General features: G+C 64.8%; 20 protein-coding genes. 15 read left to right on the top strand and 5 right to left on the bottom strand.

The genetic code is table 11. The features are described 5' to 3' along the window. The first annotated feature begins 116 nt into the window (after positions 1-116). From FN835_RS18535 to hflX, 6 genes are all read left to right on the top strand, one after another. Positions 117-2,330 (top strand): sensor histidine kinase NtrY-like, encoded by a 2,214-nt coding sequence (locus tag FN835_RS18535; protein ID WP_142664728.1) that lies wholly within the window; start codon positions 117-119, stop codon positions 2,328-2,330. Then, a complete protein-coding gene (gene ntrX, locus FN835_RS18530) occupies positions 2,327-3,715 on the top strand; it encodes a nitrogen assimilation response regulator NtrX (protein WP_142664727.1) in 1,389 nt (462 codons plus the stop codon). Before FN835_RS18535 ends, ntrX begins: the two co-directional genes overlap by 4 nt. 206 nt (positions 3,716-3,921) lie before the next feature. Continuing rightward, positions 3,922-5,298: a Trk system potassium transporter TrkA gene (gene trkA, locus FN835_RS18525; RefSeq protein WP_142664726.1), complete on the top strand. Its 1,377-nt coding sequence runs from the start codon at positions 3,922-3,924 to the stop codon at positions 5,296-5,298. Next, positions 5,298-6,920, top strand: coding sequence for a potassium transporter TrkG (locus FN835_RS18520; protein ID WP_142664725.1), 1,623 nt, complete (start codon positions 5,298-5,300; stop codon positions 6,918-6,920). The genes trkA and FN835_RS18520 overlap by 1 nt, the downstream gene beginning before the upstream one ends. Positions 6,921-7,030: 110 nt before the next feature. Continuing rightward, entirely contained in the window at positions 7,031-7,264 is a 234-nt protein-coding gene (hfq, locus tag FN835_RS18515; protein WP_142664724.1) for an RNA chaperone Hfq, read from the top strand. After that, on the top strand, positions 7,265-8,572 hold the full coding sequence (gene hflX, locus FN835_RS18510; RefSeq protein WP_142664723.1) for a GTPase HflX: 1,308 nt from the start codon (positions 7,265-7,267) through the stop codon (positions 8,570-8,572). 155 nt (positions 8,573-8,727) lie between these two features. Here the strand turns inward: hflX and FN835_RS18505 are convergent, their stop codons facing one another. The 5 genes from FN835_RS18505 to FN835_RS18485 form a co-directional block, all read right to left on the bottom strand. Further along, positions 8,728-9,645 carry a carbohydrate kinase family protein gene (locus tag FN835_RS18505; RefSeq protein WP_142664722.1) on the bottom strand — a complete coding sequence of 306 codons (918 nt, stop codon included), beginning with the start codon at positions 9,643-9,645 and terminating at the stop codon, positions 8,728-8,730. Beyond that, entirely contained in the window at positions 9,642-10,955 is a 1,314-nt protein-coding gene (locus FN835_RS18500) for a TFIIB-type zinc ribbon-containing protein (protein WP_142664721.1), read from the bottom strand. Before FN835_RS18500 ends, FN835_RS18505 begins: the two co-directional genes overlap by 4 nt. Positions 10,956-10,967: 12 nt before the next feature. Continuing rightward, a complete protein-coding gene (locus tag FN835_RS18495; protein ID WP_142664720.1) occupies positions 10,968-12,107 on the bottom strand; it encodes an SPFH domain-containing protein in 1,140 nt (379 codons plus the stop codon). Positions 12,108-12,328: 221 nt separating this feature from the next. Continuing rightward, a complete protein-coding gene (locus FN835_RS18490; RefSeq protein WP_246098802.1) occupies positions 12,329-13,384 on the bottom strand; it encodes a DUF2927 domain-containing protein in 1,056 nt (351 codons plus the stop codon). Continuing rightward, a complete protein-coding gene (locus FN835_RS18485) occupies positions 13,381-14,559 on the bottom strand; it encodes a toxic anion resistance protein (protein WP_142664719.1) in 1,179 nt (392 codons plus the stop codon). Before FN835_RS18485 ends, FN835_RS18490 begins: the two co-directional genes overlap by 4 nt. Positions 14,560-14,772: 213 nt before the next feature. On the opposite strand from FN835_RS18485, the gene fabF reads away from it, so the two are divergent. The 9 genes from fabF to FN835_RS18440 all read left to right on the top strand — a co-directional run bounded on the left by fabF (position 14,773) and on the right by FN835_RS18440 (position 23,135). After that, positions 14,773-16,035 carry a beta-ketoacyl-ACP synthase II gene (fabF, locus tag FN835_RS18480; protein WP_142664718.1) on the top strand — a complete coding sequence of 421 codons (1,263 nt, stop codon included), beginning with the start codon at positions 14,773-14,775 and terminating at the stop codon, positions 16,033-16,035. Continuing rightward, positions 16,032-17,210, top strand: a complete 1,179-nt coding sequence (gene mltG / locus FN835_RS18475; protein ID WP_142664717.1) for an endolytic transglycosylase MltG — start codon at positions 16,032-16,034, stop codon at positions 17,208-17,210. The genes fabF and mltG overlap by 4 nt, the downstream gene beginning before the upstream one ends. Before the next feature lie 262 nt (positions 17,211-17,472). Continuing rightward, entirely contained in the window at positions 17,473-17,817 is a 345-nt protein-coding gene (locus tag FN835_RS18470) for a permease (protein WP_142664716.1), read from the top strand. Next, positions 17,774-19,114 carry a DNA-packaging protein gene (locus FN835_RS18465; RefSeq protein ID WP_185958747.1) on the top strand — a complete coding sequence of 447 codons (1,341 nt, stop codon included), beginning with the start codon at positions 17,774-17,776 and terminating at the stop codon, positions 19,112-19,114. Before FN835_RS18470 ends, FN835_RS18465 begins: the two co-directional genes overlap by 44 nt. A 114-nt stretch (positions 19,115-19,228) precedes the next feature. Then, positions 19,229-20,413, top strand: a complete 1,185-nt coding sequence (locus FN835_RS18460) for a phage portal protein (protein WP_142664715.1) — start codon at positions 19,229-19,231, stop codon at positions 20,411-20,413. Next, positions 20,414-20,647: a GTA head formation protein, RCAP_rcc01685 family gene (locus FN835_RS18455; protein ID WP_142664714.1), complete on the top strand. Its 234-nt coding sequence runs from the start codon at positions 20,414-20,416 to the stop codon at positions 20,645-20,647. A gap of 1 nt (position 20,648) precedes the next feature. Beyond that, the gene (locus FN835_RS18450) at positions 20,649-21,197 is read left to right on the top strand and encodes an HK97 family phage prohead protease (RefSeq protein ID WP_142664713.1); all 549 of its coding nucleotides are present in this window, start codon (positions 20,649-20,651) and stop codon (positions 21,195-21,197) included. A 23-nt stretch (positions 21,198-21,220) separates the two neighbouring features. After that, complete coding sequence (locus FN835_RS18445) at positions 21,221-22,387, top strand: phage major capsid protein (RefSeq protein WP_142664712.1); 1,167 nt, start codon at positions 21,221-21,223, stop codon at positions 22,385-22,387. 130 nt (positions 22,388-22,517) lie between these two features. Then, positions 22,518-23,135 carry a head-tail connector protein gene (locus FN835_RS18440; protein WP_142664711.1) on the top strand — a complete coding sequence of 206 codons (618 nt, stop codon included), beginning with the start codon at positions 22,518-22,520 and terminating at the stop codon, positions 23,133-23,135. The last annotated feature ends 258 nt before the right edge of the window (positions 23,136-23,393 follow it).

Raw genomic sequence — 23,393 nt, 5'->3', positions numbered from 1 at the left:
GGTCGCGCCAGAGTCACGCAGCGGCCACAGAACGGCCGCGACACAGCGGCGAAACCGTGAGGTCGGGCGAGTTGGCGGGCACGCTGTCCAGAGGCACATGGCAACGGGTCGCAAGAATGCGACGGCTGCGGTTTTGGCGTAACACGGCGACATTGGGTCTTGCCGTGCTGGGTCCGGCGCTTGCCGCGCTGACATTTGCGGTGATGGGGCCTTTCGCGGACGCCATCTCGGGCGGGACGATGCTGCGGCTGATCCTGCTGGCGGATTTGCTTTATCTGATCGTGCTGACCGGGCTTGTCGTGGCGCGCATGACGGCGATCGTCGCAGCGCGGCGCAACTCTGCGGCAGGCTCGCGGCTGCATCTGCGGCTGGTGGGGGTGTTTGCCACCATCGCGCTGGTGCCCACGGTGCTGGTCGCGCTTTTCGCCGGGCTGACAGTGAATATCGGGCTTGAGGGCTGGTTTTCAAACCGCGTGCAGCAGGTGGTCCTTAGCTCACTTGCCGCGGCCGAGGCGTATCAGGACGAACACCGGCAGGATCTGACGAACGACGCGCGGCTGCTGGCCGGGGCGCTGACGCAGGCGGCGCGGCGCAACCCGATGCTGGACGATGGCGAATTGCGGCTGCTGCTGGGACAGGGGCAGGTGCAGATCCAGCGCGGCCTGCGCGAAGCCTATATCATCGACGGGCGCGGCACGATTCGCGCACGGGGCGAACGCAGCTATCAGTTCTGGTATGAACAGCCCCAGCCCGAACAGTTCGATCAGGCCCGCGCCCAGGGCCTTGTGCTGATCCAGGACTGGCAGAACAACGAATTCCGCGCGCTTGTGCCGCTGACGCCTTTGGCGGACCGTTTCCTTTACGTCACGCGCGACGTGGACGGCAAGTTGCTGGGCCTGTTGGACGACACACGCCAAAGCGTCGGTGAATACCAGCGCCTTGAGGCGGACCGCGGCCGGGTGCTTCTGGAATTTTCGCTGTTATATCTGGGTTTTGCGCTGTTGCTGGTCGCGGCGGCGATGTGGCTGGGCCTGTGGTTCGCCGACCGCCTGTCGCGCCCGATCGGACGGCTGGCCGAGGCGTCGGAACAGGTCGGCAAGGGTAATCTGGACCTGCAGATCCCCGAGGCGGATACCGGCGACGAAATCCAGACCTTGGGTCAAAGCTTCAACCGCATGACCCGCCAGCTCAAGGCGCAGCATCAGGAACTGGTCGAAAGCTACCGCATTGCGGACGATCAGCGGCGGCTGTTCGACAGCGTGCTGTCCTCGGTCACTGCGGGCGTCATCGGGCTGGACGCGGCGGGGGAAATCGACTTCCTGAACCGCTCGGCCACGCGGCTTTTGGGGATCGAACCCGCGCAGGCGCATGACCGGCTGCTGTCCGAGGTCGCGCCGGAATTCGCGCCCCTGTTCGACAAGCTGGGCCAGTCCGTCAACGAATGGGTGCAGGACGAAATTCGCCTGAACCGCGAAGGGCGCGTCGAAAGCCTGCTGGTGCGCATGGCGATCCGTCGCGGCGCGGCAGGCGGGCTGGAAGGCTACGTGGTCGCGCTGGACGATGTGACCGACCTTGTTTCGGCGCAGCGCATGGCCGCTTGGGGCGACGTCGCCCGCCGCGTCGCGCATGAGATCAAGAATCCGCTGACCCCGATCCAGCTTTCCGCCGAGCGGCTGAAGCGCAAATTCGGCCCCATCGCGGGCGATGAGCGTGAGGCGCTGGAGCAATATACCGAAGTCATCATCCGCCAGACGAACGACCTGCGCCGGATCGTGGATGAATTCTCGCGCTTTGCACGGATGCCGGAACCCGACCGCAAGGAAACCGACATCGCCAAGCTGCTGCGCGACAGCGAATTGATGCAGCGCGATGCCCTGCAAGGTGCGCTGGTATCGGACATCCCGACCGATCCGGTGATCGTCGATGCCGATCAGGGCATGATGCGGCAGGTCTTTACCAACCTGCTGAAAAACGCGGGCGAGGCTATCGACGAATTGCGCGCCACCCCACCCGAAGGCTGGCAGCCGCAGGTCCGGGTGGAAATGCGCGCGGCCCCCGATGCCGTCACCATCCGCATCACCGATAACGGCCCCGGCCTGCCCGAAGATCGTTCGCGCCTGTTTGAGCCTTACGTGACCATGAAACAGGGCGGCACCGGCCTTGGCCTGCCCATCTGCAAGAAGATCGTCGAGGAGCATGGCGGCAGTCTGACCCTGGGCGATGCGCCCGGTCAGCGCGGCGCCATGGCCGAAATACGACTGCCCCGAGAACGCCAGCCCGTGCGCCTGTCCGCGCGGCGCCAGAAACATGAGCAGGACCCAGTGAAATGAGTGACATCCTTATCGTCGATGACGAAAAAGACATCCGCGAACTGATTGCGGACATCCTGCGGGACGAAGGTTTCTCGACCCGGCTGGCCGCCAATTCCGATCAGGCGGTGGCGGAACTCAACGTCGCAGAACCCGCGCTGATGATCCTGGACATCTGGCTGAAGGACAGCAAGATGGACGGGATCGACATCCTGAAACAGGTCAAGCGCAACAATCCCGATGTGCCGGTCGTCATCATCTCGGGGCATGGCAATATCGAAATCGCGGTCGCGGCGATCAAGCAGGGCGCCTACGACTTCATCGAAAAGCCCTTCAATATCGACCAGTTGCTGGTGGTGATCCGGCGTGCGATGGAAACCTCGCGCCTGCGTCGCGAAAACTCGACCCTGAAACGCGGCGAGGCGCGGTCGACAGAGATGCTGGGCAACTCGGCCCAGTTCCGGCGGCTGCGGGAACAGCTGGACAAGGTGTCGAAATCGAATGGCCGCATCATGCTGACGGGCGAGCCGGGCGCGGGCAAGGAAATGGCCGCGCGCTACATCCACGCCCACAGCCAGCGGGCGCGCGAACCCTTCATCACCGTTCCCTGCGCTACGGTCGAGCCAGAGCATCTGGAGGAAATCCTGTTCGGCCGCGAAACGGTCGAACGCGGGATCGAACCGGGCCTGCTGGAACAGGCGCATGGCGGCGTGATCTATTTCGACGAAGTGGCCGACATGCCCTTGGGGACGCAGCCGAAAATCCTGCGCGTGCTGACGGAACAGCAATTCCAGCGCGCAGGCGGCACGGACAAGGTGCGGGTGGATCTGCGGGTCATTTCCTCGACCAACCGCGATCTGGCGACGGAAATCGCAGCGGGCCGCTTCCGGCAAGAGCTTTATGACCGGCTGAACGTCGTGCCCGTCGCGGTGCCGTCGCTGTCGGAGCGTCGCGACGACATCGGCCATCTGGCAGAACATTTCATCGAACAGTTCCACGCCAGTCAGGGCCTGACCCAGCGTGGCCTGCCCGAAGAAACTGTGGCGGCGCTGCAGGCGATGGCTTGGCCGGGCAACATCCGCCAACTCCGCAACGTGATCGAGCGGGTGCTGATCCTTGGCGAAGGCACGGGGCCGATCCAGCCTTCGGAACTGGAAACGCAGGGCGCCAGCAGCGCCTCGGGCGAGGCGCTGGCGCTGGGTCCGCAGATCACCAGCCTTGCCCTGCGCGAAGCGCGCGAGCTGTTCGAGCGGGAATACCTTCTGGCTCAGATCAACCGTTTCGGCGGCAATATCAGCCGCACGGCACAATTCGTCGGCATGGAACGCTCGGCCCTGCACCGCAAGCTGAAATCGCTGGGCGTCGTCGGCGGCGTTCGCGCGGATGAGGAGTTGGTGGGCAAGTAGAGCCACCCTCGCCGCCCCTTGCCGGCGTCCTATGGGTATTTGGAGAACTGAGAAATAGCTGGCGCGGCGCCCCGGCTTCTTAGTTCTTCAAATACCCATGCAAGATCGCGGCAAGCGCAACCTCTCCGATCCGGCGTTTTGCGGTATCGCGGGCGCGGGCGGCGGGTTAGGATCGGCGTTGCGCAATCGGATTTGGCAGGAAAGACATGAAGATCATCATTTGCGGGGCGGGGCAGGTCGGCTGGCATATCGCGCGCCATCTGTCCGGCGAACGCAACGACGTGACGATCATCGACACCAATGCCGAACTGATCCGCCGCGCCACCGATGCGCTGGACGTGCAGGGCGTCACGGGTTTTGCCAGCCATCCCGATGTGCTGGACCGGGCGGGTGCGCGGGATGCCGATCTGATCATTGCCGCAACCCATTCGGACGAGGTGAACATGGTCACCTGTCAGGTGGCCCATTCGGTGTTTCAGGTCCCGCGCAAGATCGCGCGGCTGCGGTCGTCTGCCTATCTGGACGCAATCTGGTCGGATCTTTACCGCACCGATCACCTGCCCATCGATGTGGTCATCAGCCCCGAACGCGAAGTCGCGCGGGCGGCGTTGCAGCGTTTGTCCGCGCCCTCGACCTTTGATGCCGAGACCTTTCTGAACGGCAAGCTGCATCTGCTGGGCATTCTTCTGGACCCCGACAGCCCCGTCCTGAACACGCCGCTGCGCCAGCTGGACGAGATGTTTTCCAGCCTGAGTGCCATCGTCGCCGGTGTGCGGCGCGGGGGGCGGCTGTTTGCACCCGAGCCGGGTGATCAGCTTTTCGAGGGTGATCAGATCTATGTCTTTACCCTGACCGAAGATGTGCCGCGCACGCTTGAAGTCTTTGGCAAGCCTGCCGAGAAACAGGAAAGCGTGGTCATTATCGGCGCGGGCAATGTCGGCCTGTCCGTTGCGCAATCGCTGGAGGCGCGGCCAGAACGTGTCCGGGTCCGATTGATCGAACGCGACCGCGCACGTGCCGAGGACGCGGCGGATGCGCTGAACCGCACGATTGTCTTGAACGGTGACGGGTTGTCGGCGGAACTGCTGGAGGAGGCGGCCGTCCCGCGCGCCGATGCGGTTCTGGCGATCACCGATGACGACAAAACCAATATCCTTGCCGCCGTCCGGGCCAAGCAGGCGGGCGCGAAGCTGGCGATTTCGCTGGTCAATGATCCGACGCTGATGACGCTGATGGAGCCTTTGGACATCGACGCCTTTATCAACCCGCGGGCCAGCACGGTTTCGACCATCCTGCGCCATATCCGGCATGGCCGGGTGCGCGACATCTATTCCATCGGCGATGCCGAGGCCGAGGTGATCGAGGCGCAGGTGCTTTCCACCTCGCCCATCGCCGGGCGTCCGGTGCGCGACATCGAGTTTCCCGAAGGCGTGTTGCTGGGCGCCGTGCAAAAGGGCGGGCGCGTGGTCAAGCCGGTCGGCGATCTGCGTGTGGACGAGGGCGACATCATCGTGATCTTTGCCCTTGCCCATGATGTCCCCGAGGTCGAGCGCCTGCTGCAGGTCTCGATCGACTTTTTCTGATGTCCCGGCTGATCCGCCTGCCGCTGTTGGTGATCCTTGCGGGGATCGTTTCGCTGTCGATGACGATACCGGGACTATATGCCCACGCGCTGGACCTGCATCAGATCGGCTCGGCCTTTCTGGGCAGCGGTGGGCTTTTTCTGATCCTGTCCGCGATCCTTGGCATCGCGACCGAGGGGCGGCCGGATCAGTCACGTCCGCGCAGCGTCTTGCTGACCATGCTGGGGGCGATGGTGCTGCTGCCCGCCATCATGGCCGTGCCGTTTCTGCTGGTTCTGCCCGATACCGGCTTCTTTAATGCATGGTGGGAAATGGTGTCCTGCCTGACCACCACGGGCGCCACGCTTTACGCCGCCGAACTGCTGCCTGCGCCGCTGCATCTGTGGCGTGCGACGGTGGGCTGGCTGGGCGGGCTGTTCATGCTGGTCGCGGCCGTTGCGCTGCTGGCCCCTCTGCGTGTCGGCGGGTTTGAGATCATATCCTCGCCCTATGGCCGCAGCGAACATTTCCAGCGCCTGCCACGCTCGGCCGAGGCGCTGCGGGTGCCCACGCATCTGTCGGCGCCGGTGTTCAAGACCGAGATGACCGATCCGGTGCATCGCGCCATACGGTCTTTCCGGCTGGTCTTTCCGCTTTACGCCGGACTGACCTTGCTGATGTGGGTGCTGCTTTTGATGTTGAACGAACCGGGTCTGGTCGCGCTGACCCGCGCCATGGGCACGCTTTCGACCAGCGGTATCAGCCCGGTGAACGGCGGTGCGGCGCAGCAAAGTGGCGTGGCGGGCGAGATGGTGATCTTTCTGTTTCTGATCCCGGCGCTGTCGCGGCGCTTCTGGCCGGGAGGGGGCGAATTGCGCACATCCGACAGCTGGCTGAACGATCCAGAATTGAAGCTGGCGGGCGGCGTCGTGCTGTTGGTCGCGGGGATGCTGTTCTTTCGCCATTTCCTTGGTGCGATCGACGTGACACCCGGCGGCGCGCGCGGGTTGCTTGTGTCTATCGACAGTGCGCTATCCGCCGCATGGGGCGGTATCTTCAACGGGCTGAGCTACCTGACCACGACGGGATGGAATTCGGTCGAATGGCAGGGCGCGCGCAACTGGTCGGGCATCAGCTCTCCGGGCTTGATGCTGGCGGGGCTGGCGATGATGGGGGGCGGGGTCGCCACCACTGCCGGGGGGGTCAAGCTGCTGCGTGTCTATGCGCTGGCGCGGCATTCGGAACGCGAGCTGGAAAAGATCGTCCACCCCAATTCCGTGGGTGGGGGCGGGCTGATGGCGCGGCGGTTGCGCAACGAAGGTGCCTATCTGGCATTTATCTTTTTCATGTTGTTTGCCAGTTCCATCGCCGTGGTCATCATGCTGATTTCGTTGCAGCAGGTGGAATTCGACAGCGCGACGATCCTGTCCATCGCGGCGCTGACCAATACCGGACCACTGGCCAATGCGATTCCGTTGACGCCGACTTTTCAGGGCTCGGCGGGCATGGCGGGCGCGCCTTGGGAAGGTTGGGCCGGCCTGCCTGCGCTGACCAAGGGCATTCTGGCCGGGGCGATGATCGTCGGACGGCTGGAAACGCTGGCAATTCTGGCGCTGCTCTCGCCGGAATTCTGGCGCCGATAGCCGCGTCGTCTTTGTTGCAACGGGTATTCGTCAATGCCCATGACCTGCTTGCAAGCGCGGTAAGGCTCGCCTAAGTCTTGCAAAACAGCGATAAGAACAAGGTGCCCCGAATGGCCGGCGATAAACAGAACCTCCAGGACGCTTTTCTGAACCATGTCCGCAAGGGCAAGGTCCCGGTGACGATCTTCCTTATCAATGGCGTGAAACTTCAGGGTGTTATCACCTGGTTTGACAATTTCTGCGTGCTGCTGCGCCGTGATGGTCAGTCGCAACTGGTCTATAAGCATGCCATTTCCACCATCATGCCGGGGCAGCCGATCAGCCTTTATGACGGCGAGGAATGATTGGCCGAACCCACTGAAACCCACGAACAGCCGACCCGCGCCTATGTGATCCATCCTGATCTGGGCAATTCGCGCACGCGACGTTCGCCCGATCTGGCGCTTGAGGAAGCGGTGGCGCTGGCCCATGCGCTGCCCGCGATCGACGTGACCGGGGCCGAGGTTGCCAAGCTGCGCAACCCCGATGCCGGGATGCTGTTTTCCAAAGGCAAGCGCGAGGAAATCGGCCAGCACATCAAGGCCGCCGCCGATGGCGAGGGGGCCGAGCTTGTGCTGATCGACGGGCCGGTGACGCCGGTTCAGCAGCGCAATCTGGAAAAGGACTGGGGCGTCAAGATCCTTGACCGCACCGGGCTGATCCTTGAGATCTTCGCCGACCGCGCCCAGACCCGCGAAGGTGTGTTGCAAGTCGAACTGGCCGCCTTGGCCTATCAGCGGACGCGGCTGGTGCGGGCATGGACCCACCTTGAACGGCAGCGTGGTGGTTTGGGCTTTGTCGGCGGCCCCGGTGAGACTCAGATCGAGGCCGACCGCCGCGCCATCGACGAACAGGTCATCCGCCTGCGGCGTCAGTTGGAGCGTGTGGTCAAGACGCGCGAATTGCACCGCAAGGCCCGCGCCAAGGTGCCCTATCCGATCGTGGCGCTGGTGGGCTATACCAATGCCGGGAAGTCCACGCTGTTCAACAAGCTGACCGGCGCCGAGGTCATGGCCAAGGACCAGTTGTTCGCCACGCTGGACCCGACCATGCGCCAGATGGTGCTGCCCGGTGGGCGGCGCGTGATCCTGTCCGATACCGTGGGTTTCATCAGCGATCTGCCCCATGAACTGGTCGCTGCCTTCCGCGCCACGCTGGAGGAGGTGCTTGCCGCCGATCTGATCCTGCATGTGCGCGACATCAGCCACCCCGAGACCGAGGAGCAGGCCGGCGATGTTGGTGAGATTCTGGACGGGCTTGGCGTCGAAGAGGACGTGCCGCTGATCGAGGTCTGGAACAAGATCGATTCGCTTTCCGCCGAAACCCGCGAGGCGCTGCGTCGCACCGATGCGCGGACCGAGGGTGTGCAGGCGATCTCGGCCCTGTCGGGCGAGGGGCTGGACGATCTGCTGGCCGGTGTCGAGGCGCGTCTGGCCGAGGCGCTGGATGAGCCGCGGACCGAAGACATCCTGCTGCTGAAGCTGGAGGATGGCCGTCGCCGCGCATGGCTGCACGGGCAGGGCATCGTGACCCATGAAGAAACGACCGAGAATGGCGTGCGCGTCACCGTGAGCTGGACCGAACGCCAGCGGGGCAGTTTCGAGGCGCTGTAAGCGCCGCGCTTGTGGCGCGACCTGCATGGGTATTTGCAGAACTAAGAAGTACCTGAGGGTGGCGGCGCCGTTCCTGCGTCGGGCGGCGCGGGTTTTGGGTGTTTGAGATATGACAGGGACGGCCCGCGTTGAAGATGGCGCGGGCCGTAGCTTTGTCAGGTCGTCAGAGCCAGTTCATGCAGCCATGGCGGGTTCGCGCCGGGGCGTGAGACGGTGACGGCGGCGGCGCGCGTGCCCAGGGTCAGGGCTTGCAGCAGGGTTTGCGGTGTCAGCTTGTCGATGCCGTCGCGGCTGAGCGCGCCGGATTCGTGAAGGGCGGCCAGAACGCCTGCGTTGAATGTATCACCGGCGCCGATCGTGTCGGCCACCTCGACCTGCAGGGCGGGTGCGGCGAGGGGTTCGCCCTGCCAATAGGCAATGGCGCCCTGAATGCCGCCGGTTTTCAGGATGATCCTGGGGCCTTTGGCCAGAATGCGTGCCGCCGCTTCGGCATGATCCACATCCGGCATCAGCCATTCCAGATCATCCGACGAAAGCTTGACGATGTCTGCCAGCGCGAAAAGCCGTTCAAGCCGGGCGCGATAGGCATCGGCGTCCTGAATGAAGAAGGGGCGGATATTTGGGTCGAGCATGACCGGCATCCGGGGTTTGGCGCGGCGGGCCAGTTCCTCGATCGCGGCACCGCAGGGGTCGGGGACCAGACTGATGCCGCCGATGAACAGCGCCGAGATGTCGGCCGGGATGGGCGGCAGATCGTCAGGGCTGAGCATCCGGCCAGCCGAGCCTTCGTCGTAGAATGCGTATCGCGCCTCGCCCCCGGTCAGGGTGACAAAGGCCAGCGTGGTCAGCCGGTCCGAGCGGGGGCACAGGTCGGTTGCCACGCCCGCCTGGGTCAGGGGGGTGAGCAGCATCTCTCCGAACGGGTCGCGGGATATGGGCCAGAGATAGCTGGTCGGCGTGCCCAGACGACCCAGCGCGATGGCGGTGTTATAGACGGCCCCCCCGGCCAGCGGGCGGAATTGGCCCGCTTGGGGCACCATGTCGATCAGCGATTCACCGGCGCAAAGGATCAAGGGCTTCCTCCTGAATTTTCATCCTGATAGCGGTAACCGCCAAATCCGTCGATGGAAATCGCGGGCATGTCGATGCTGATGCCGCGGCCCGTCCCGTTCTGGACATATTGGCCGCGTTCGTTCAGCGCCAGCAGGGCCGCCAGCAGCGCCATGACGGCCAGCACCGCCAGCGCGATCTTCCAGACCGACCAGGGACGTTCGCCCTGCACGCGGCCGGACTGGCCGTTCACCACGAAGCGGTAGCTTTTGCCGTTATAGCGATAGGCGGCGGACCAGACCGGCAGCAGGATATGCTTGAAGCTTTCGTCCGAATGGGCGGTGCGGATCTGGCTGACCTGCTGTTCGTTGCCGCCGATCGCACGGCGCACGTCCATCGCGATGACGCCCGACATTTCCTGTTGCGCGATGTCGTGTCCCGAGGCGAGGGGAATCGTATAACCCTCGGCCAGAAACCCCGCGAGGTAGTCGGGGCGGTAAGGCATCAGGTGCGACAGATCCCAAGGTGTCAGCGAATCCGTGATGCGGCGCGGCAGCGAACTTGAGGCCAGCACCAGCACATCGTTGAAATGGCGCTGCACCCGGCCCTGCACCGGTGTCCAGCGGGTGCGGCGGACCTGTTCGGCCACCTGTTGGCGCTGGCCGTTGATTTCCCGCGTCACCCAGACGGTTTCGTAATACCAGTCGCCGCGTGCGCCGCTATACTGCGATTGCGTCATGGCGTCGAAGGTCCAGAACGGCGAATAGATGCCCTGCAACCGCTTGCCGCGTTTGGCATAGGCCGTCAGCCCGGAAGGGGCGAACCAGAGCCCTTTCAGCCAGCTTTCCAGCGCCGATTTCGCCTGATCCTGTGTGATGACGAAGGGCAGGACGCCTTGGGGCTTGATCAGCCGCGTCGTGCCGGTATCGGTCACCACCGCCGTCGCGCAGAACGGGCAGCTTGAGGCGTGGCTATCGGACGTCACCTCGATCTTGGCGCCGCAATTGGGGCAGGACAGCGTGCGCACCGTTTCCGTCAGGTCGCTGTCACGGTCCAGTCGCAGGCCCTGTTCCAGCGGGAGTTCGACGATTTCGGGCGCCTTGTGGCTGGCATCCCATTGCAGGGCGCGGCCCGTGGCCGGATCGCGCAGGATGGCGGTATCGCCCCATGGCCCGTCCTTGACCGAGCGGCTGGGCGCACGGGCAGGACCGGGACCGATATGCTGTTCATGCCCGCAATAGGGGCATCTTAGCTGTTGCTGACCGGGCGAGAATTCCAGGCCCGCGCCACAATTTTCGCACGGGTAGCGGTATTCCGAGGGAGGCGTCGGCATGGGCGCAACCGCTTAGCCTTGCTGCTTGGGCAGGGGGGGTGGCGGGGGCGGCGGCGAGATGGTGAAAAGCTGCGCAAGCTCGGCCACCTCATCGGCGGGTTTCCAGCCGTCCTGACCCGGCGTCCAGACCAGCGTGTCGCGGCTGAACGCGCCTTCGTTGGCCAGCCGCCCCAGCTTGGCGCGGCCAAAGGGGCCTTGCGCCTGACCGTCCACGGCAATGTGCCAGACGGTTTCGGGATGCAGCGGAGGCGGTGTCTGCGGGGCGGGCGTCGGCGAAAGCTGCGCGGGGCTTGCACCCCACGGACCGCGCGCCTGACCCATCGCGGCACCCAGTCCCGCGCCAAGGCCCGCACCGATCCCGGCGCCCATGCCGCCGTCCTGACGCGAGGCGTTCAGCATCGCCTCGGACGCGGCATATTGGCCGAAGCGGTTCAGGTCGCCGACAATGCCCATCGAGGTGCGCTTATCCAGCATCTTTTCAACTTCGTCGGGCAGGCTGATGTTTTCGATATAAAATTCCGGGATGGTCAGGCCGTATTGGCCGACCGTGGGGCTGATCGCCTTGGCCACCAGACCGCCGAACTGTCCGGTATTCGCCGCCATGTCCAGAACCGGGATGCCCGCACCCGCGATCATGCGCGAGAATTCCTGCACGATGATGTTGCGCAGTTGGAAGGTGATTTCGTCCTTGGTGAATTCGCCGTCGGTTCCGACGATCTCCAGCATGAACTTGCCGGGGTCGGTGACGCGCATGGAATAGGTGCCAAAGGCGCGCAGACGCACCGGGCCGAATTCCGGGTCGCGTGCGATGACCGGGTTCTTGGTGCCCCATTTCAGATCGTTGAAGCGGGTCGTGTTGACGAAATAGATTTCCGACTTGAACGGGCTGCGGAAGCCATGATCCCAGTGCTGCAACCGCGTCAGGATCGGCATGTTGTTGGTTTCAAGCATGTAAAGGCCGGGGCCGAACACATCGGCAAGCTGACCTTCATGGATGAACACGGCCGCCTGACCTTCGCGGACGGTCAGCTTGGCGCCGTATTTGATGGCGTTGCCGACGGTCGGGAAGCGATAGACCATCGTGTCGCGGGTGTCGTCGGTCCATTCGATGATGTCGATGAACTCGCCGCCGAGGATGTTGAAAAGCGACATGCTTCCTTCCCTTATACAAGATGCAAGGGCGACGGCAGATGGCCCGCAAACAGCAGGGACCGCGCCCGCGAATGGTTCACGCCCGCAGCTTATCGGCAGTTCGAAGGCAGGAACAGATGTTGATTGATGTGTTTGGGCAATAAGCGGTTTTGGGCTGGGTTGCCATGCGAAAGCACCGGGAAAAGCGGCGGCTTTCCCGGTGCGTTGTCGCGTTGAACGGATCAGGCTTCAGTCGCCAGAAGCTCGCTTGCGATCTGCATGACAATGGGGCGGGCCTCGGCCTCGGTCATGCCGGGGCGCAGGCGCGGGTCGTAAAGGATCTTCAGCAGCAATTCGTCATGCTTGGTCAGATAGGCGAATTCTTCGTCGTCGTTGAAGATCGACGGGCGCACCAGCGGGCTGTCATTGGCAAGGCCAAGCCCTTGGGCGATTTCTTCGTGAATGCAGGATTTGCGCAGGCGCGGCGGAGTTTCGGCGCGGATCACGGCGACGGCCTGCGCATAGGTCGCGGAATCCCCGCGCGAATAGGCGAAGACGGTGCAGTAATTCTGCGGCGCAAGTTCGGCCAGCGCGTTCACATCGGCGGGGGGAATGTCGGGGACCAGCGCGGTCAGACGCGGGGCCATGGCGCGACGCTCGTCCTCGGACAGGATCAGCACGTCGAAATTGCCGTCGCCGCCCGTCAGCCCGACCGGGTGGCCCGAGGCATTCTGCAACCGCGCCGCATAGCCCGCGATGTCGGAACGGTCGCGGGCGCGCTGTGCTGGTGCGACCGAGGCGCCAAATTCGATGCGGATGCTGATGGGGCGATCCCAGCGGCGCAAAGGCGCGGGGGTGCTGCGCGATACCAGCCGGTCGCCGTCGCGCACATATTCGTCATGTAGCGCGACAAGGATGAAATCCTCGGTCAGACGCTCGGGGGTCAGCCGGATTTCGGAACCGTCATCCGTCCGCATCTTGCCACGCGCGATCAGCGCATCCTCGACGCCCTGCAGATAGCTGCGCATGTTGCGGCTGGCGGGCGTTTCGGCGGCGCTGGCGGCGGCGCGGTTGGCGGCGCGGGCCTGTGCGGCACGTTCGCGGCGCAGCGCGGCCTGCGTCAGTTCGGGACGGTCGGGTCGCGGCAGGGGGGCGGCGGCGCTGATGCCCGGTGCGTTGTCCGATTTGGGCAGATCGTCGGCGCAGGCGGCAAGCAGGCCAAGTGCGCCAAGAAGCAGCCCCGCGCGCAGAACGCGCGCGAGGTCAAAGGTTGCAGGCGTGGCGGGCTGCGCGATCACGATCGTGCCGCAGCCTGCGCCGGGGTCTGGCTGGCGCGCGCAGCCGACAGGGTGGTGCGCAGCTGCGCCTCCATCTGCTGCAATTCGGTTTCGGCGGCGGCGCGACGCGCCTTGCCTTCGTCCGCGATGCGCAGGCTGTCTTCGATCGTGGCGATCAGTTCGGCATTCGCGCCGCGCACGCTTTCGATGTCGAACACGCCACGCTCGACCTCGGTGCGGATGGTCGCGTTGGCCTGACGCAGGTTCTTGGCGTTGGCGGTCAGCAGGTCGTTGGTCAGGTCGTTGGCTTCCTTGACCGCCTTGGCCGCCTGTGCGCTGCGCTGGATGGTGACAGCCTGCGCAAGCTGGGTTTCCCACAGCGGCACCGTGTTCACCAAGGTGGAATTGATCTTGGTGATCAGCGACTTGTCGTTTTCCTGCACCAACCGGATCGAGGGAAGCGACTGCATCGTGACCTGCCGCGTCAGCTTGAGGTCATGCACCCGGCGTTCCAGATCGTCACGCGCGGCGCGCAGATCGCGCAATTCCTGCGCGGCCATGACCTGATCGTTTTCAGGCGCGGCCTTGACGGCGGCTTCCTTGGCGGGAACCTCGTCGCGGTCGATCAGGGCCAGTTTCTCCTCGCCCGCTGCGATGTAAAGCGCCAGCTCGTCGTAAAAGGCCAGCGTGCGGTCGTAAAGCAGATCAAGCGATTTGATGTCTTTCAGCAGCCGGTGCTGATGGCCGTCCAGATCCGAGGTGATGCGGTCGATCTGGGACTGCACCTGTTCGTAATTGGCGACGAATTTCGCAAAGGGCGCGGCACGGCCCGTCAGGCGTTCCCACCAGCTGCGCTTGCGGCGCACGTCCAGTTCGCTGACCGAAAAGCCGCGAATGGTCGTTACGATGTCGCGCAGCGATTCACCTGCGGGGCCGACATCCTTGTTCTTGACGTCCGCCAGCATGGCTTGGCTGATTTCCTGCAATTCGTTCTGCGCACGGGCACCGAAATGCACGATCGAGCCGGTATCGCGAATGTCGATTTCGGCGATGCGCTTGCGGATTTCGTCAGCAAGCGGCCCCTGCGCCTCGGCGTAGTTCGGGGCGGCGGGGGGCGGATCGGGCAGGACCACCGAGGTCACGCTCCTGATCTCGTCCAATGCGGCTTCGGCGCTGGCCTGCGTCTTGTCGGTCATCCGGGTCGCCCTTTCGTTTCCATTCAGGACCATGCGAACAATATGCGGATTTTGTGAGGGTTCAATGGCAGTTGCGCCATCGGGACGCATTATGCGCGGGGTTATGCTTGGCCGGTTTTGTGCGTTTTGGAACATGCAGGACGCCATGGCGTTGCGCGAAAGCCGGGCCGCGTGTAGAACCTGCCCGATTATCAGAGGGTCAAGGAGCCATCTATGCGCAGAGTTGTCGTCACCGGACTTGGGATGGTCACGCCGCTGGCATCGGGCGTGGAAGAAACGTGGAAGCGTCTGCTGGCCGGTGAATCCGGGGCAGGACCGATCACGCGCTTCGACACCAAGGACGTGGTGACGAAATATGCCTGCGAGATTCCGCTGGGCGACGGCACCGATGGAACCTTCAATCCCGACGACTGGATGGAGCCGAAGGACCGCCGCAAGGTCGATGACTTCATCCTGTATGGCATGGCTGCCGCTGAACAGGCTGTGAAGGATTCCGGCTGGCAGCCGCAATCGGACGAAGACCGCGAACGCACCGGCGTCATGATCGGCGCGGGGATCGGCGGTCTGGCCTCGATCGCGGAAACGGCTGTGCTGATCAAGGAACGCGGGCCCAAGCGGGTGTCGCCGTTCTTTATTCCGGGTGCGCTGATCAACCTTGTGTCCGGTCAGGTTTCGATCCGCTTCGGCTTCAAGGGGCCGAACCACGCGGTGGTGACGGCCTGTTCGACGGGTGCCCATGCCATCGGGGATGCGGCGCGGCTGATCGGATTTGGCGATGCGGATGTGATGATCGCGGGCGGGGCGGAAAGCCCGATCTGTGAAATCGGCGTCGCGGGCTTCAACGCCTGCAAGGCGCTGTCCACCAAGCGCGAAGATGACCCCAAATCCGCCAGCCGTCCGTGGGATGAAGACCGCGACGGCTTCGTCATGGGCGAGGGCGCGGGGGTCGTCGTCCTTGAGGAATACGAACACGCCAAGGCGCGCGGTGCCAAGATCTATGCCGAGATTCTGGGCTATGGCATGTCGGGCGACGCCTATCACATCACTGCGCCGTCCGAAGATGGCGACGGCGGTTTCCGTTCGATGACCAACGCCTTGAAACGCGCAGGCATTTCGCCGGCGGATATTGATTACATCAATGCGCATGGCACCTCGACCATGGCCGATGTGATTGAGCTGGGCGCGGTCGAGCGGTTGCTGGGCAATGCGGCGGGGAATGTGGTCATGTCGTCCACCAAATCCTCGATCGGGCATTTGCTGGGCGCGGCGGGCGCGGTCGAAGCGATCTTCTGCATTCTGGCGATCCGCGATCAGATCTGCCCGCCGACGATCAATCTGGACAACCCCGCCCGTGAAACCGCGATCGATCTGGCAGCCAATGCCGCCGTGCGCCGCAAGGTGGATTACGTGCTGTCGAACAGCTTCGGCTTTGGCGGCACGAATGCCAGCCTGGTGATGGGCCGGGTGCAAGGATGATCTGGCGCCATATCGCGTCGAATTTCCTGACGCTGCTGGTCGTGATTCTGGTCGCGGCCGCAGCTGCCGTCGCGTGGGCCAAGCATCAATATGTCGCGCCCGGACCCAACGCCGCCGCCGCTTGCGTGCGCGTGGCACCGGGTGCCAGCCTGAACGCCGTCAGCGAACAGCTGGCGGAACAGGGCGTTGTCACCAATTCCTATATCTTTCGTGCGGGCGCCGATTACGCTGGCAAGGCGCGTGACCTGAAATACGGCGCCTATCTGGTGCCGCCGAACGTCACGATGGAGGAGGTCGTCCGCACGATCACCGCAGGCGGCCCTTCGACCTGCGGGACCGAAGTGATCTTTCGCATCGGCGTGCGCGAAAACTCGGTCGTGCTGCGCGATACCGACGCCGCTACCGGTGAGATGGCAGAGCAGGCGAAATACAACCCAGCCACCGAAACCGCGCCCGAAGTTATCGCCAGTGCCGAGCAGAAATCCGATTCGCGCCTGCGCCTGACCATCGCCGAAGGCGTGACCAGCTGGCAGATCGTGCAGGGGCTGAAACAGGCCGGTTTCCTGAACGGCGAGGTCGAGGACGTCCCGGCCGAGGGCAGCCTTGCGCCCGACACCTATGACATCCAGCGCGGTGGGGATCGTGCGACCTTGCTGGCCGAGATGGCGCGGCGTCAAAGTGCGGCACTGGCTGCGGCATGGGAAGCGCGCGAGCCGGACCTGCCCTATGCCAATCCCGAAGAGGCGCTGATCATGGCCTCGATCATCGAAAAAGAAACGGGCATCGCCGCCGAGCGTCGTGTCGTCGCCAGCGTTTTCGTGAACCGCTTGCGGCAGGGGATGCGTCTGCAGACCGACCCCACGGTGATCTATGGCATCACCAAGGGCGAGGGGATTCTGGATCGCGGCATCCGCGGTTCGGAGCTGCGGCGGCGCACGCCTTACAACACCTATCAGATCGACGGCCTGCCGCCGACGCCGATCGCCAATCCGGGCCGCGCCTCGATCGCGGCGGCGCTGGACCCCGAGAATACGGAATACGTGTTCTTCGTGGCGGATGGCTCGGGCGGGCACGCCTTTGGCCGCACGCTGGAGGAACATAACGCCAACGTGGCGCGCTGGCGCGAGATCGAACGGCAACGCGGCGAGCCGCTTTCGCCGGTGCAAAGCGACTAGATTCGCAACGCAACGGGGCGGATTTCGCCCCGTTGCGTCAAGCGTGCGCTAGGGTGTTGCGCGGGTTTAGTGCGTTGATTTAAAACGTCTAATTCTGCCGTGGATTTGCAACCGGTGGTTTAGCGTTGACTTAGCGAACGCTTCAAAGTAGAAATTACCCATGCTGGGAGAGATGGGCAAGCGGCCGGGTCATGGACCTTAGGGCCGCTTTTTTCATGTCTCGCTCGTGCGGACAGCACACGAGGGGCAGGGCGATACGGCAATGACGATGAAATTCGATCCGGGGCAGGAGCCACCGGAAGGACCTTTCATGCTTGGCGACAAGATGGAGGTTCTGGACATCGCGGATGGGCTGTTCCGGTCCTACGCGGCGGATCTGACCCGGCTGCGGGACAAGATCCGGTTGGGCGAAACTGATGAATTGAAGGAATCCGGCAAGCTGGTCCGGGCGCTGCGCGACGCGGCCCATCTGGTGCTGGAGGAAAGGGGCAAGGTTGACAAGCTACGCAAGGATGCTGCCGGACAGGTCGGTGCAGGCACACTCGACCTTGCCGCGGCACGAGATGAAATCGGGCGCCGCCTGGCTTGCCTGCGCCGCGCCCGATGAGGTGGACGCATTTCTGGGCGGTCTTGGCGACAACGCGCTGGCGGCGCTGCCATGGCTGTTCGAGTTCTGGGCCCTGCCGCACCAGTTGCCCCCCGAAGGTGACTGGAAAAGCTGGGTCATCATGGGCGGACGCGGTGCGGGAAAGACCCGTGCCGGGGCCGAATGGGTGCGCGCGCAGGTCGAAGGGCCTGTGCCCGATGCTGCCGGTCGGGCGCATCGCGTGGCGCTGATCAGCGAAACCTTTGATCAGGCGCGCGACGTGATGGTCTTTGGCGAGTCCGGGATTCTGGCCTGCTCGCCGCCCGATCGGCGGCCCGTCTGGGAGGCGGGGCGGCGGCGGCTGGTCTGGCCCAATGGCGCGACCGCGCAGGTCTATTCCGCGCATGAACCCGAGGCATTGCGCGGTCCGCAATTCGACGCCGCATGGGTCGATGAGCTGGCCAAGTGGAAAAAGGCCGAGGACACCTGGGACATGCTGCAATTCGCCTTGCGCCTTGGCGAACATCCGCAGCAGGTCGTGACCACCACGCCCCGCAATGTGGGCGTGCTGAAGCGCATCCTCGGCGCGGCCTCGACCGTGACGACCCATGCCCCGACCGAGGCGAACCGCGCCTATCTTGCGGAAAGCTTTCTGGCCGAGGTCGAAAGCCGCTATGCCGGCACGCGGCTGGGCCGGCAGGAGCTGGAAGGGCTGCTGCTGGACGACGTGGAGGGCGCGCTGTGGACCACCGCGACGGTCGAGCGTTGCCGGGTCGATGCGGCGCCGAAACTGTCGCGGATCGTGGTCTCGGTCGATCCGGCGGTCAGCGGCGGCGCGGCATCTGACGAATGCGGCATCGTCGTCGCGGGGGTCGTGGCCGAGGGGCCGGTGACCGAATGGCGCGCCTATGTGCTGGAGGACGCCACATTGCGCGGCGGTCCCAGCGACTGGGCGCGGGCCGCCATCGCCGCGATGGACCGGCACGGCGCGGAAAGGCTGGTGGCCGAGGTCAATCAGGGCGGTGATCTGGTGGAAAGCGTCATCCGGCAGATCGACCCGCTTGTGCCGTTCCGGTCGCTGCGCGCGTCCCGTGGCAAGGGTCTGCGGGCCGAGCCGGTGGCGGCGCTTTACGAACAGGGCCGCGTCCATCATTTGCGCGGGCTTGGTGCGCTTGAGGATCAGATGTGCCGCATGACGGTCGCGGGCTATCACGGCAAGGGATCGCCTGACCGGCTGGATGCGCTGGTCTGGGCTATCCATGAGCTGATGATCGAACCTGCCGCGCATTACCGCCGCCCGCAGGTTCGGGCGCTGTAAGGGGGCGCAGCCGCCTTTTGCCCGAAGGCCCCTGAATGGGGTCGTCCGGGCAAGGTTTTCGCAAGGGTCGCTTTCCGGCGGCCCTTTTTTCATTGGCATTGTCAGGAGGGAAACATGGGTTTTTCCTGGTTCGGGCGGGGCAATGCCCCCCCGGTTGAAACCGAGGTCAAGGCCAGCGCCGCGGGCAAGGTCGTGGCGCTGGCCGCTGGCTCGGGGCGCGTGGTCTGGTCGGCGCGCGATACGGTATCGCTGACGCGGACGGGATTTGCCGGCAACCCGGTGGGTTTTCGCGCCGTTCGCCTGATCGCCGAGGCCGCCGCTGCCGTGCCGCTGATCTGTCAGGACCGCGAGCGGCGCTATGACATCCATCCGGTGCTGGACCTGCTGCGGCGGCCCAATCCGGGGCAGGGTCGGGCGGAGCTGTTCGAAGCATTGTTCGGTCAGATCCTGCTGTCGGGTAACGGCTATCTTGAGGCCGTAGCCGAGGGGCCGCAGGGCCTGCCGGGGGAAATGCACGTCCTTCGTTCGGACCGGATGGCGGTCGTGCCGGGGACGGATGGCTGGCCCGAGGCTTACGAATATGCCGTGGGGGGGCGGAAATACCGCTTTGACATGCGCGGCAGCCCCGATCCGATCTGCCATATCCGCAGCTTTCATCCGTTGGACGATCATTACGGCCTGTCTCCCATGCAGGCGGCGGCGGTCGCGGTGGATGTGCATAACAGCGCATCCGGCTGGTCCAAGGCGCTTTTGGACAATGCGGCGCGACCCTCGGGGGCGATCGTCTACAAGGGCGCGGATGGGCAGGGCAGCCTGTCGGCGGATCAATACGACCGGCTGGTCACCGAGATGGAGATGCACCATCAGGGCGCGCGAAATGCCGGGCGGCCCATGCTGCTTGAGGGGGGGCTGGACTGGAAGCCGATGGGTTTCAGCCCCAGCGACATGGAGTTTCAGGAAACCAAGCTGGCCGCCGCGCGCGAGATCGCGCAGGCCTTCGGCGTGCCGCCGATGCTGATGGGCATTCCGGGCGACGCGACTTACGCGAACTATGCCGAAGCGCATCGGGCGTTCTACCGCCTGACCGTGCTGCCCTTGGTTTCGCGCGTGGCCAGTGCGGTGGCGTGGTGGCTGTCGGAGCATCTGGGGACGGAGATCGACCTGCGCCCCGACCCCGACCAAGTTCCCGCACTGGCCGAGGAACGCGACCAGCTGTGGCAGCGCGTGGGCGCCGCTGCATTCCTGTCGCCGGGCGAAAAGCGCGCTGTGCTGGGCCTTCCACCGCTGACGGAGGGCTAGATGGAGGGCTCGCGTTTCCTGAAGGAGCCGTTCGACTGGCACGACCAGCGCATCGACACGCAGGACCGCATCATGGCGCTGCAATTCGGGCAGGTCGAACGGCGGCTGGAACGGATCGAGGCGCTGATCGAGGGGCTGGAGCGGCGGCTGTGGATGACCGTCTACGGCGTCGTGGGCGTGATCTTGACCCAGGCGGTGCAGTCGATCCTTGCCTATACCCCGAAAGGAGGGTGACATGAATTCAAAGGATTACGGGCTGGAACTGAAGTTCTCGGCCGGGGCGCAGATCGTGTCGGATGGCACCCAGATCGAAGGCTATGCCAGCCTGTTCGGCGTAACCGATCAGGGCGGCGATGTCGTGGCAAAGGGCGCCTATGCCGCCAGTCTGGCGCGGCTGGCGGCGCGGGGCGACAAGGTGCGGATGCTGTGGCAGCACGATCCGGCCCGCCCCATCGGCGTCTGGGATGAAATCCGCGAGGATGACCGTGGCCTATGGGTCAAGGGTCGCTTGCTGCCCGAAGTGGCGCAGGCCCGCGAGGCTGCGGCGCTGATCGCGGCAGGGGCCATCGACGGGCTGTCCATCGGCTATCGCACCATCGCCGCCGAACGCGACGGCAAGGGTCGCCGGGTGCTGGCCGAGGTCGAGCTGTGGGAGGTGTCGCTGGTGACCTTTCCGATGCTGGCCGAGGCCAAGGTCGGCAAGAAGTCCGACGCACTGGATGACGGGCTGGACAAGGTGGCGGCGGCGTTCCGCGCCGCGACCATGGCGCTGCGCGCCGAGTGAATTTCACCAAGACGGAGGGGACCATGACCGAGGTGAAAACCGCGGCCGGGGCGGACATGCCCGGTGATCTGGGTGCTGAGATGCTGGGGTTCGTCAATGAACTCAAGTCTTTCCGCACGGATATTCAGAAACGACTGGAAGCACAGGAAAATCGCATGACCATGTTTGACCGCAAGACCCTGACCCGCGCCCGCGCACCCCTTGCCACCGAATCCGATGCCGGCGCGCCCCATCAGAAGGCGTTCGATGCCTATATCCGCCACGGCGATGACGGCGCGCTGCGCGGTCTGCCGCTGGAAGGCAAGGCGATGAATTCGACTTCTGATGCGGGTTTTCTGGCCGCGCCGACCGTCGCTGTGCAGGTCCAGGAGGCGCTGAATGTCACCGCCTCGCTGCGCCGCGTGGCGAATGTGGTGCAGGTCGAAAGCGCCACCTTCGAGATGCTGGTGGATATGGGCGACATCGCGCATGGCTGGGCCAGCGAAACCGCTGCACAGACCGAAACGGGCACGCCCACCGTGCAGCGCGTGGTCATCCCGGTGCATGAACTGTCGGCCATGCCCAAGGCCAGCCAGCGCCTGCTGGATGACGGTGCCTTTGACGTGGAGACGTGGCTGGCCGGTCGCATCGCCGAAAAATTCGCCCGCGCCGAGGCCACCGCCTTCATCAGCGGTGACGGCGTCAACAAGCCGCGCGGCTTCCTGAACCATGCGCGTGCGGCCAATGCCTCGGCGACCAATGTGCAGATCGGCACCATTCCGTCCGGCGCTGCGGGCGATTTCGCGGCCACCAATCCGGCGAATGCGCTGATCGATCTGGTCTATGCGCTGGCAGCGCAATACCGCGCCAATGCAAGCTTCGTGATGAATTCGAAAACCGCCGCCGCAGTGCGCAAGATGCGCGACACTGACGGTCGCTTCCTGTGGGCCGACAGTCTGGCCATGGGTCAGCCGCCGCAGTTGCTGGGCTATCCGGTCCTGCTATGCGAGGACATGCCGGATATTGCCGCAGGCTCGGCCTCGATCGCGTTCGGTGATTTCCGCTCGGCCTATACCATCGTCGAGCGTCCCGATCTGCGCGTGCTGCGCGATCCCTTCTCGGCCAAGCCGCATGTGCTGTTCTATGCCACCAAGCGCGTCGGCGGCGGCGTCACGGATGCCCGCGCCATCAAGCTGATGATCTTCGGCTGATCCAAGGCCGAAGGGGGCCGCGCGGGACATGTCCGCCCGACTGGCAAGACTGTCCGCACGCGCAAGGGGCGGATACGCGCGGCCCCGATTTTCGTCAGCGATGCAGCAACCGTGCAAGCGGGAGGTTCAGATGATGCTTGTGGAATTGACGGCGCCACCAATTGAGGCGCTGCCGGTCGCGGGGTTGCGGACGCACCTGCGGCTGGGAACCGGCTTCGAGATAGCCGAAGACGCGACCGAGACGGCGGCGCTTGCGGGGTTCCTACGCGCGGCCATTGCCACCATCGAGGCGCGGACGGGCAAGGTGCTGCTGGCGCGGCAGTTCCGGCTGCGGCTGGATGACTGGCGCGACCCCGAAGGCCAGCCTTTGCCGCTGGCCCCCGTCACCGCGATCGAGCGGGTCGAGATCGACGACGGCGCGGGGCGGATCACCGTGGCCGCGCCCGATACGTGGGGGCTGCAACCCGACATGCAGCGCCCGATGCTGGTGCCGCGTGGCGCATGGCTGCCCGGCGTGCCCGATGCAGGCTTTGCCACCGTCACCTTTTCTGCGGGTTTTGGCGCGGTCTGGGACGCGGTTCCCGACGATCTGGCCCATGCCGTGCTGCTGCTTGCCGCACGCTATTACGAGGATCGGGGATTTGAGGGCAACGCCCTTGCCGTTCCGTTCGGGGTCAGCGCGCTGATCGAACGCTGGCGCGCGGTCCGGGTGCTTGGGGGGCGCGGCGTTTCGCGCAAGCGGGCATGAGTGCGCCGCGACTAAGCGTGCCGCTGATGCTGGAAAGCCCGGTGCGGCAACCGGACGGGATGGGCGGCTTTGCGCTGGACTGGCAACTTGTCGGTCAGCTTTGGGCCGAGGGTGTGTGGAAACTCCCTTCTGTGTTAGACTTTCTCGTGGTTTCGGGAGGTCGAGATGGCTGGATTCATTGAGGGCGTTGAGCGCGATCAAGCTTCCCTGTTTCCCCATCGTCTGGACGATTGGATTGACGCTGATAGCGTGGTTCGG

The sequence above is a fragment of the Paracoccus laeviglucosivorans genome (genome assembly GCF_900182695.1).
GTDB lineage: Bacteria > Pseudomonadota > Alphaproteobacteria > Rhodobacterales > Rhodobacteraceae > Paracoccus > Paracoccus laeviglucosivorans.
This window is presented reverse-complemented; position numbering and strand designations above follow the sequence as displayed.

Excerpts from the sequence above, each read along its gene's own strand:
- FN835_RS18535 (WP_142664728.1), top strand. The coding sequence starts at position 117 with ATGCGACGGCTGCGGTTTTGGCGTAACACGGCGACATTGGGTCTTGCC.
- ntrX (WP_142664727.1), top strand. The coding sequence starts at position 2,327 with ATGAGTGACATCCTTATCGTCGATGACGAAAAAGACATCCGCGAACTG.
- trkA (WP_142664726.1), top strand. The coding sequence starts at position 3,922 with ATGAAGATCATCATTTGCGGGGCGGGGCAGGTCGGCTGGCATATCGCG.
- FN835_RS18520 (WP_142664725.1), top strand. The coding sequence starts at position 5,298 with ATGTCCCGGCTGATCCGCCTGCCGCTGTTGGTGATCCTTGCGGGGATC.
- hfq (WP_142664724.1), top strand. The coding sequence starts at position 7,031 with ATGGCCGGCGATAAACAGAACCTCCAGGACGCTTTTCTGAACCATGTC.
- FN835_RS18500 (WP_142664721.1), bottom strand. The coding sequence starts at position 10,955 with ATGCCGACGCCTCCCTCGGAATACCGCTACCCGTGCGAAAATTGTGGC.
- FN835_RS18495 (WP_142664720.1), bottom strand. The coding sequence starts at position 12,107 with ATGTCGCTTTTCAACATCCTCGGCGGCGAGTTCATCGACATCATCGAA.
- FN835_RS18485 (WP_142664719.1), bottom strand. The coding sequence starts at position 14,559 with ATGACCGACAAGACGCAGGCCAGCGCCGAAGCCGCATTGGACGAGATC.
- fabF (WP_142664718.1), top strand. The coding sequence starts at position 14,773 with ATGCGCAGAGTTGTCGTCACCGGACTTGGGATGGTCACGCCGCTGGCA.
- mltG (WP_142664717.1), top strand. The coding sequence starts at position 16,032 with ATGATCTGGCGCCATATCGCGTCGAATTTCCTGACGCTGCTGGTCGTG.
- FN835_RS18470 (WP_142664716.1), top strand. The coding sequence starts at position 17,473 with ATGACGATGAAATTCGATCCGGGGCAGGAGCCACCGGAAGGACCTTTC.
- FN835_RS18465 (WP_185958747.1), top strand. The coding sequence starts at position 17,774 with ATGAAATCGGGCGCCGCCTGGCTTGCCTGCGCCGCGCCCGATGAGGTG.
- FN835_RS18460 (WP_142664715.1), top strand. The coding sequence starts at position 19,229 with ATGGGTTTTTCCTGGTTCGGGCGGGGCAATGCCCCCCCGGTTGAAACC.
- FN835_RS18455 (WP_142664714.1), top strand. The coding sequence starts at position 20,414 with ATGGAGGGCTCGCGTTTCCTGAAGGAGCCGTTCGACTGGCACGACCAG.
- FN835_RS18450 (WP_142664713.1), top strand. The coding sequence starts at position 20,649 with ATGAATTCAAAGGATTACGGGCTGGAACTGAAGTTCTCGGCCGGGGCG.
- FN835_RS18445 (WP_142664712.1), top strand. The coding sequence starts at position 21,221 with ATGACCGAGGTGAAAACCGCGGCCGGGGCGGACATGCCCGGTGATCTG.
- FN835_RS18440 (WP_142664711.1), top strand. The coding sequence starts at position 22,518 with ATGATGCTTGTGGAATTGACGGCGCCACCAATTGAGGCGCTGCCGGTC.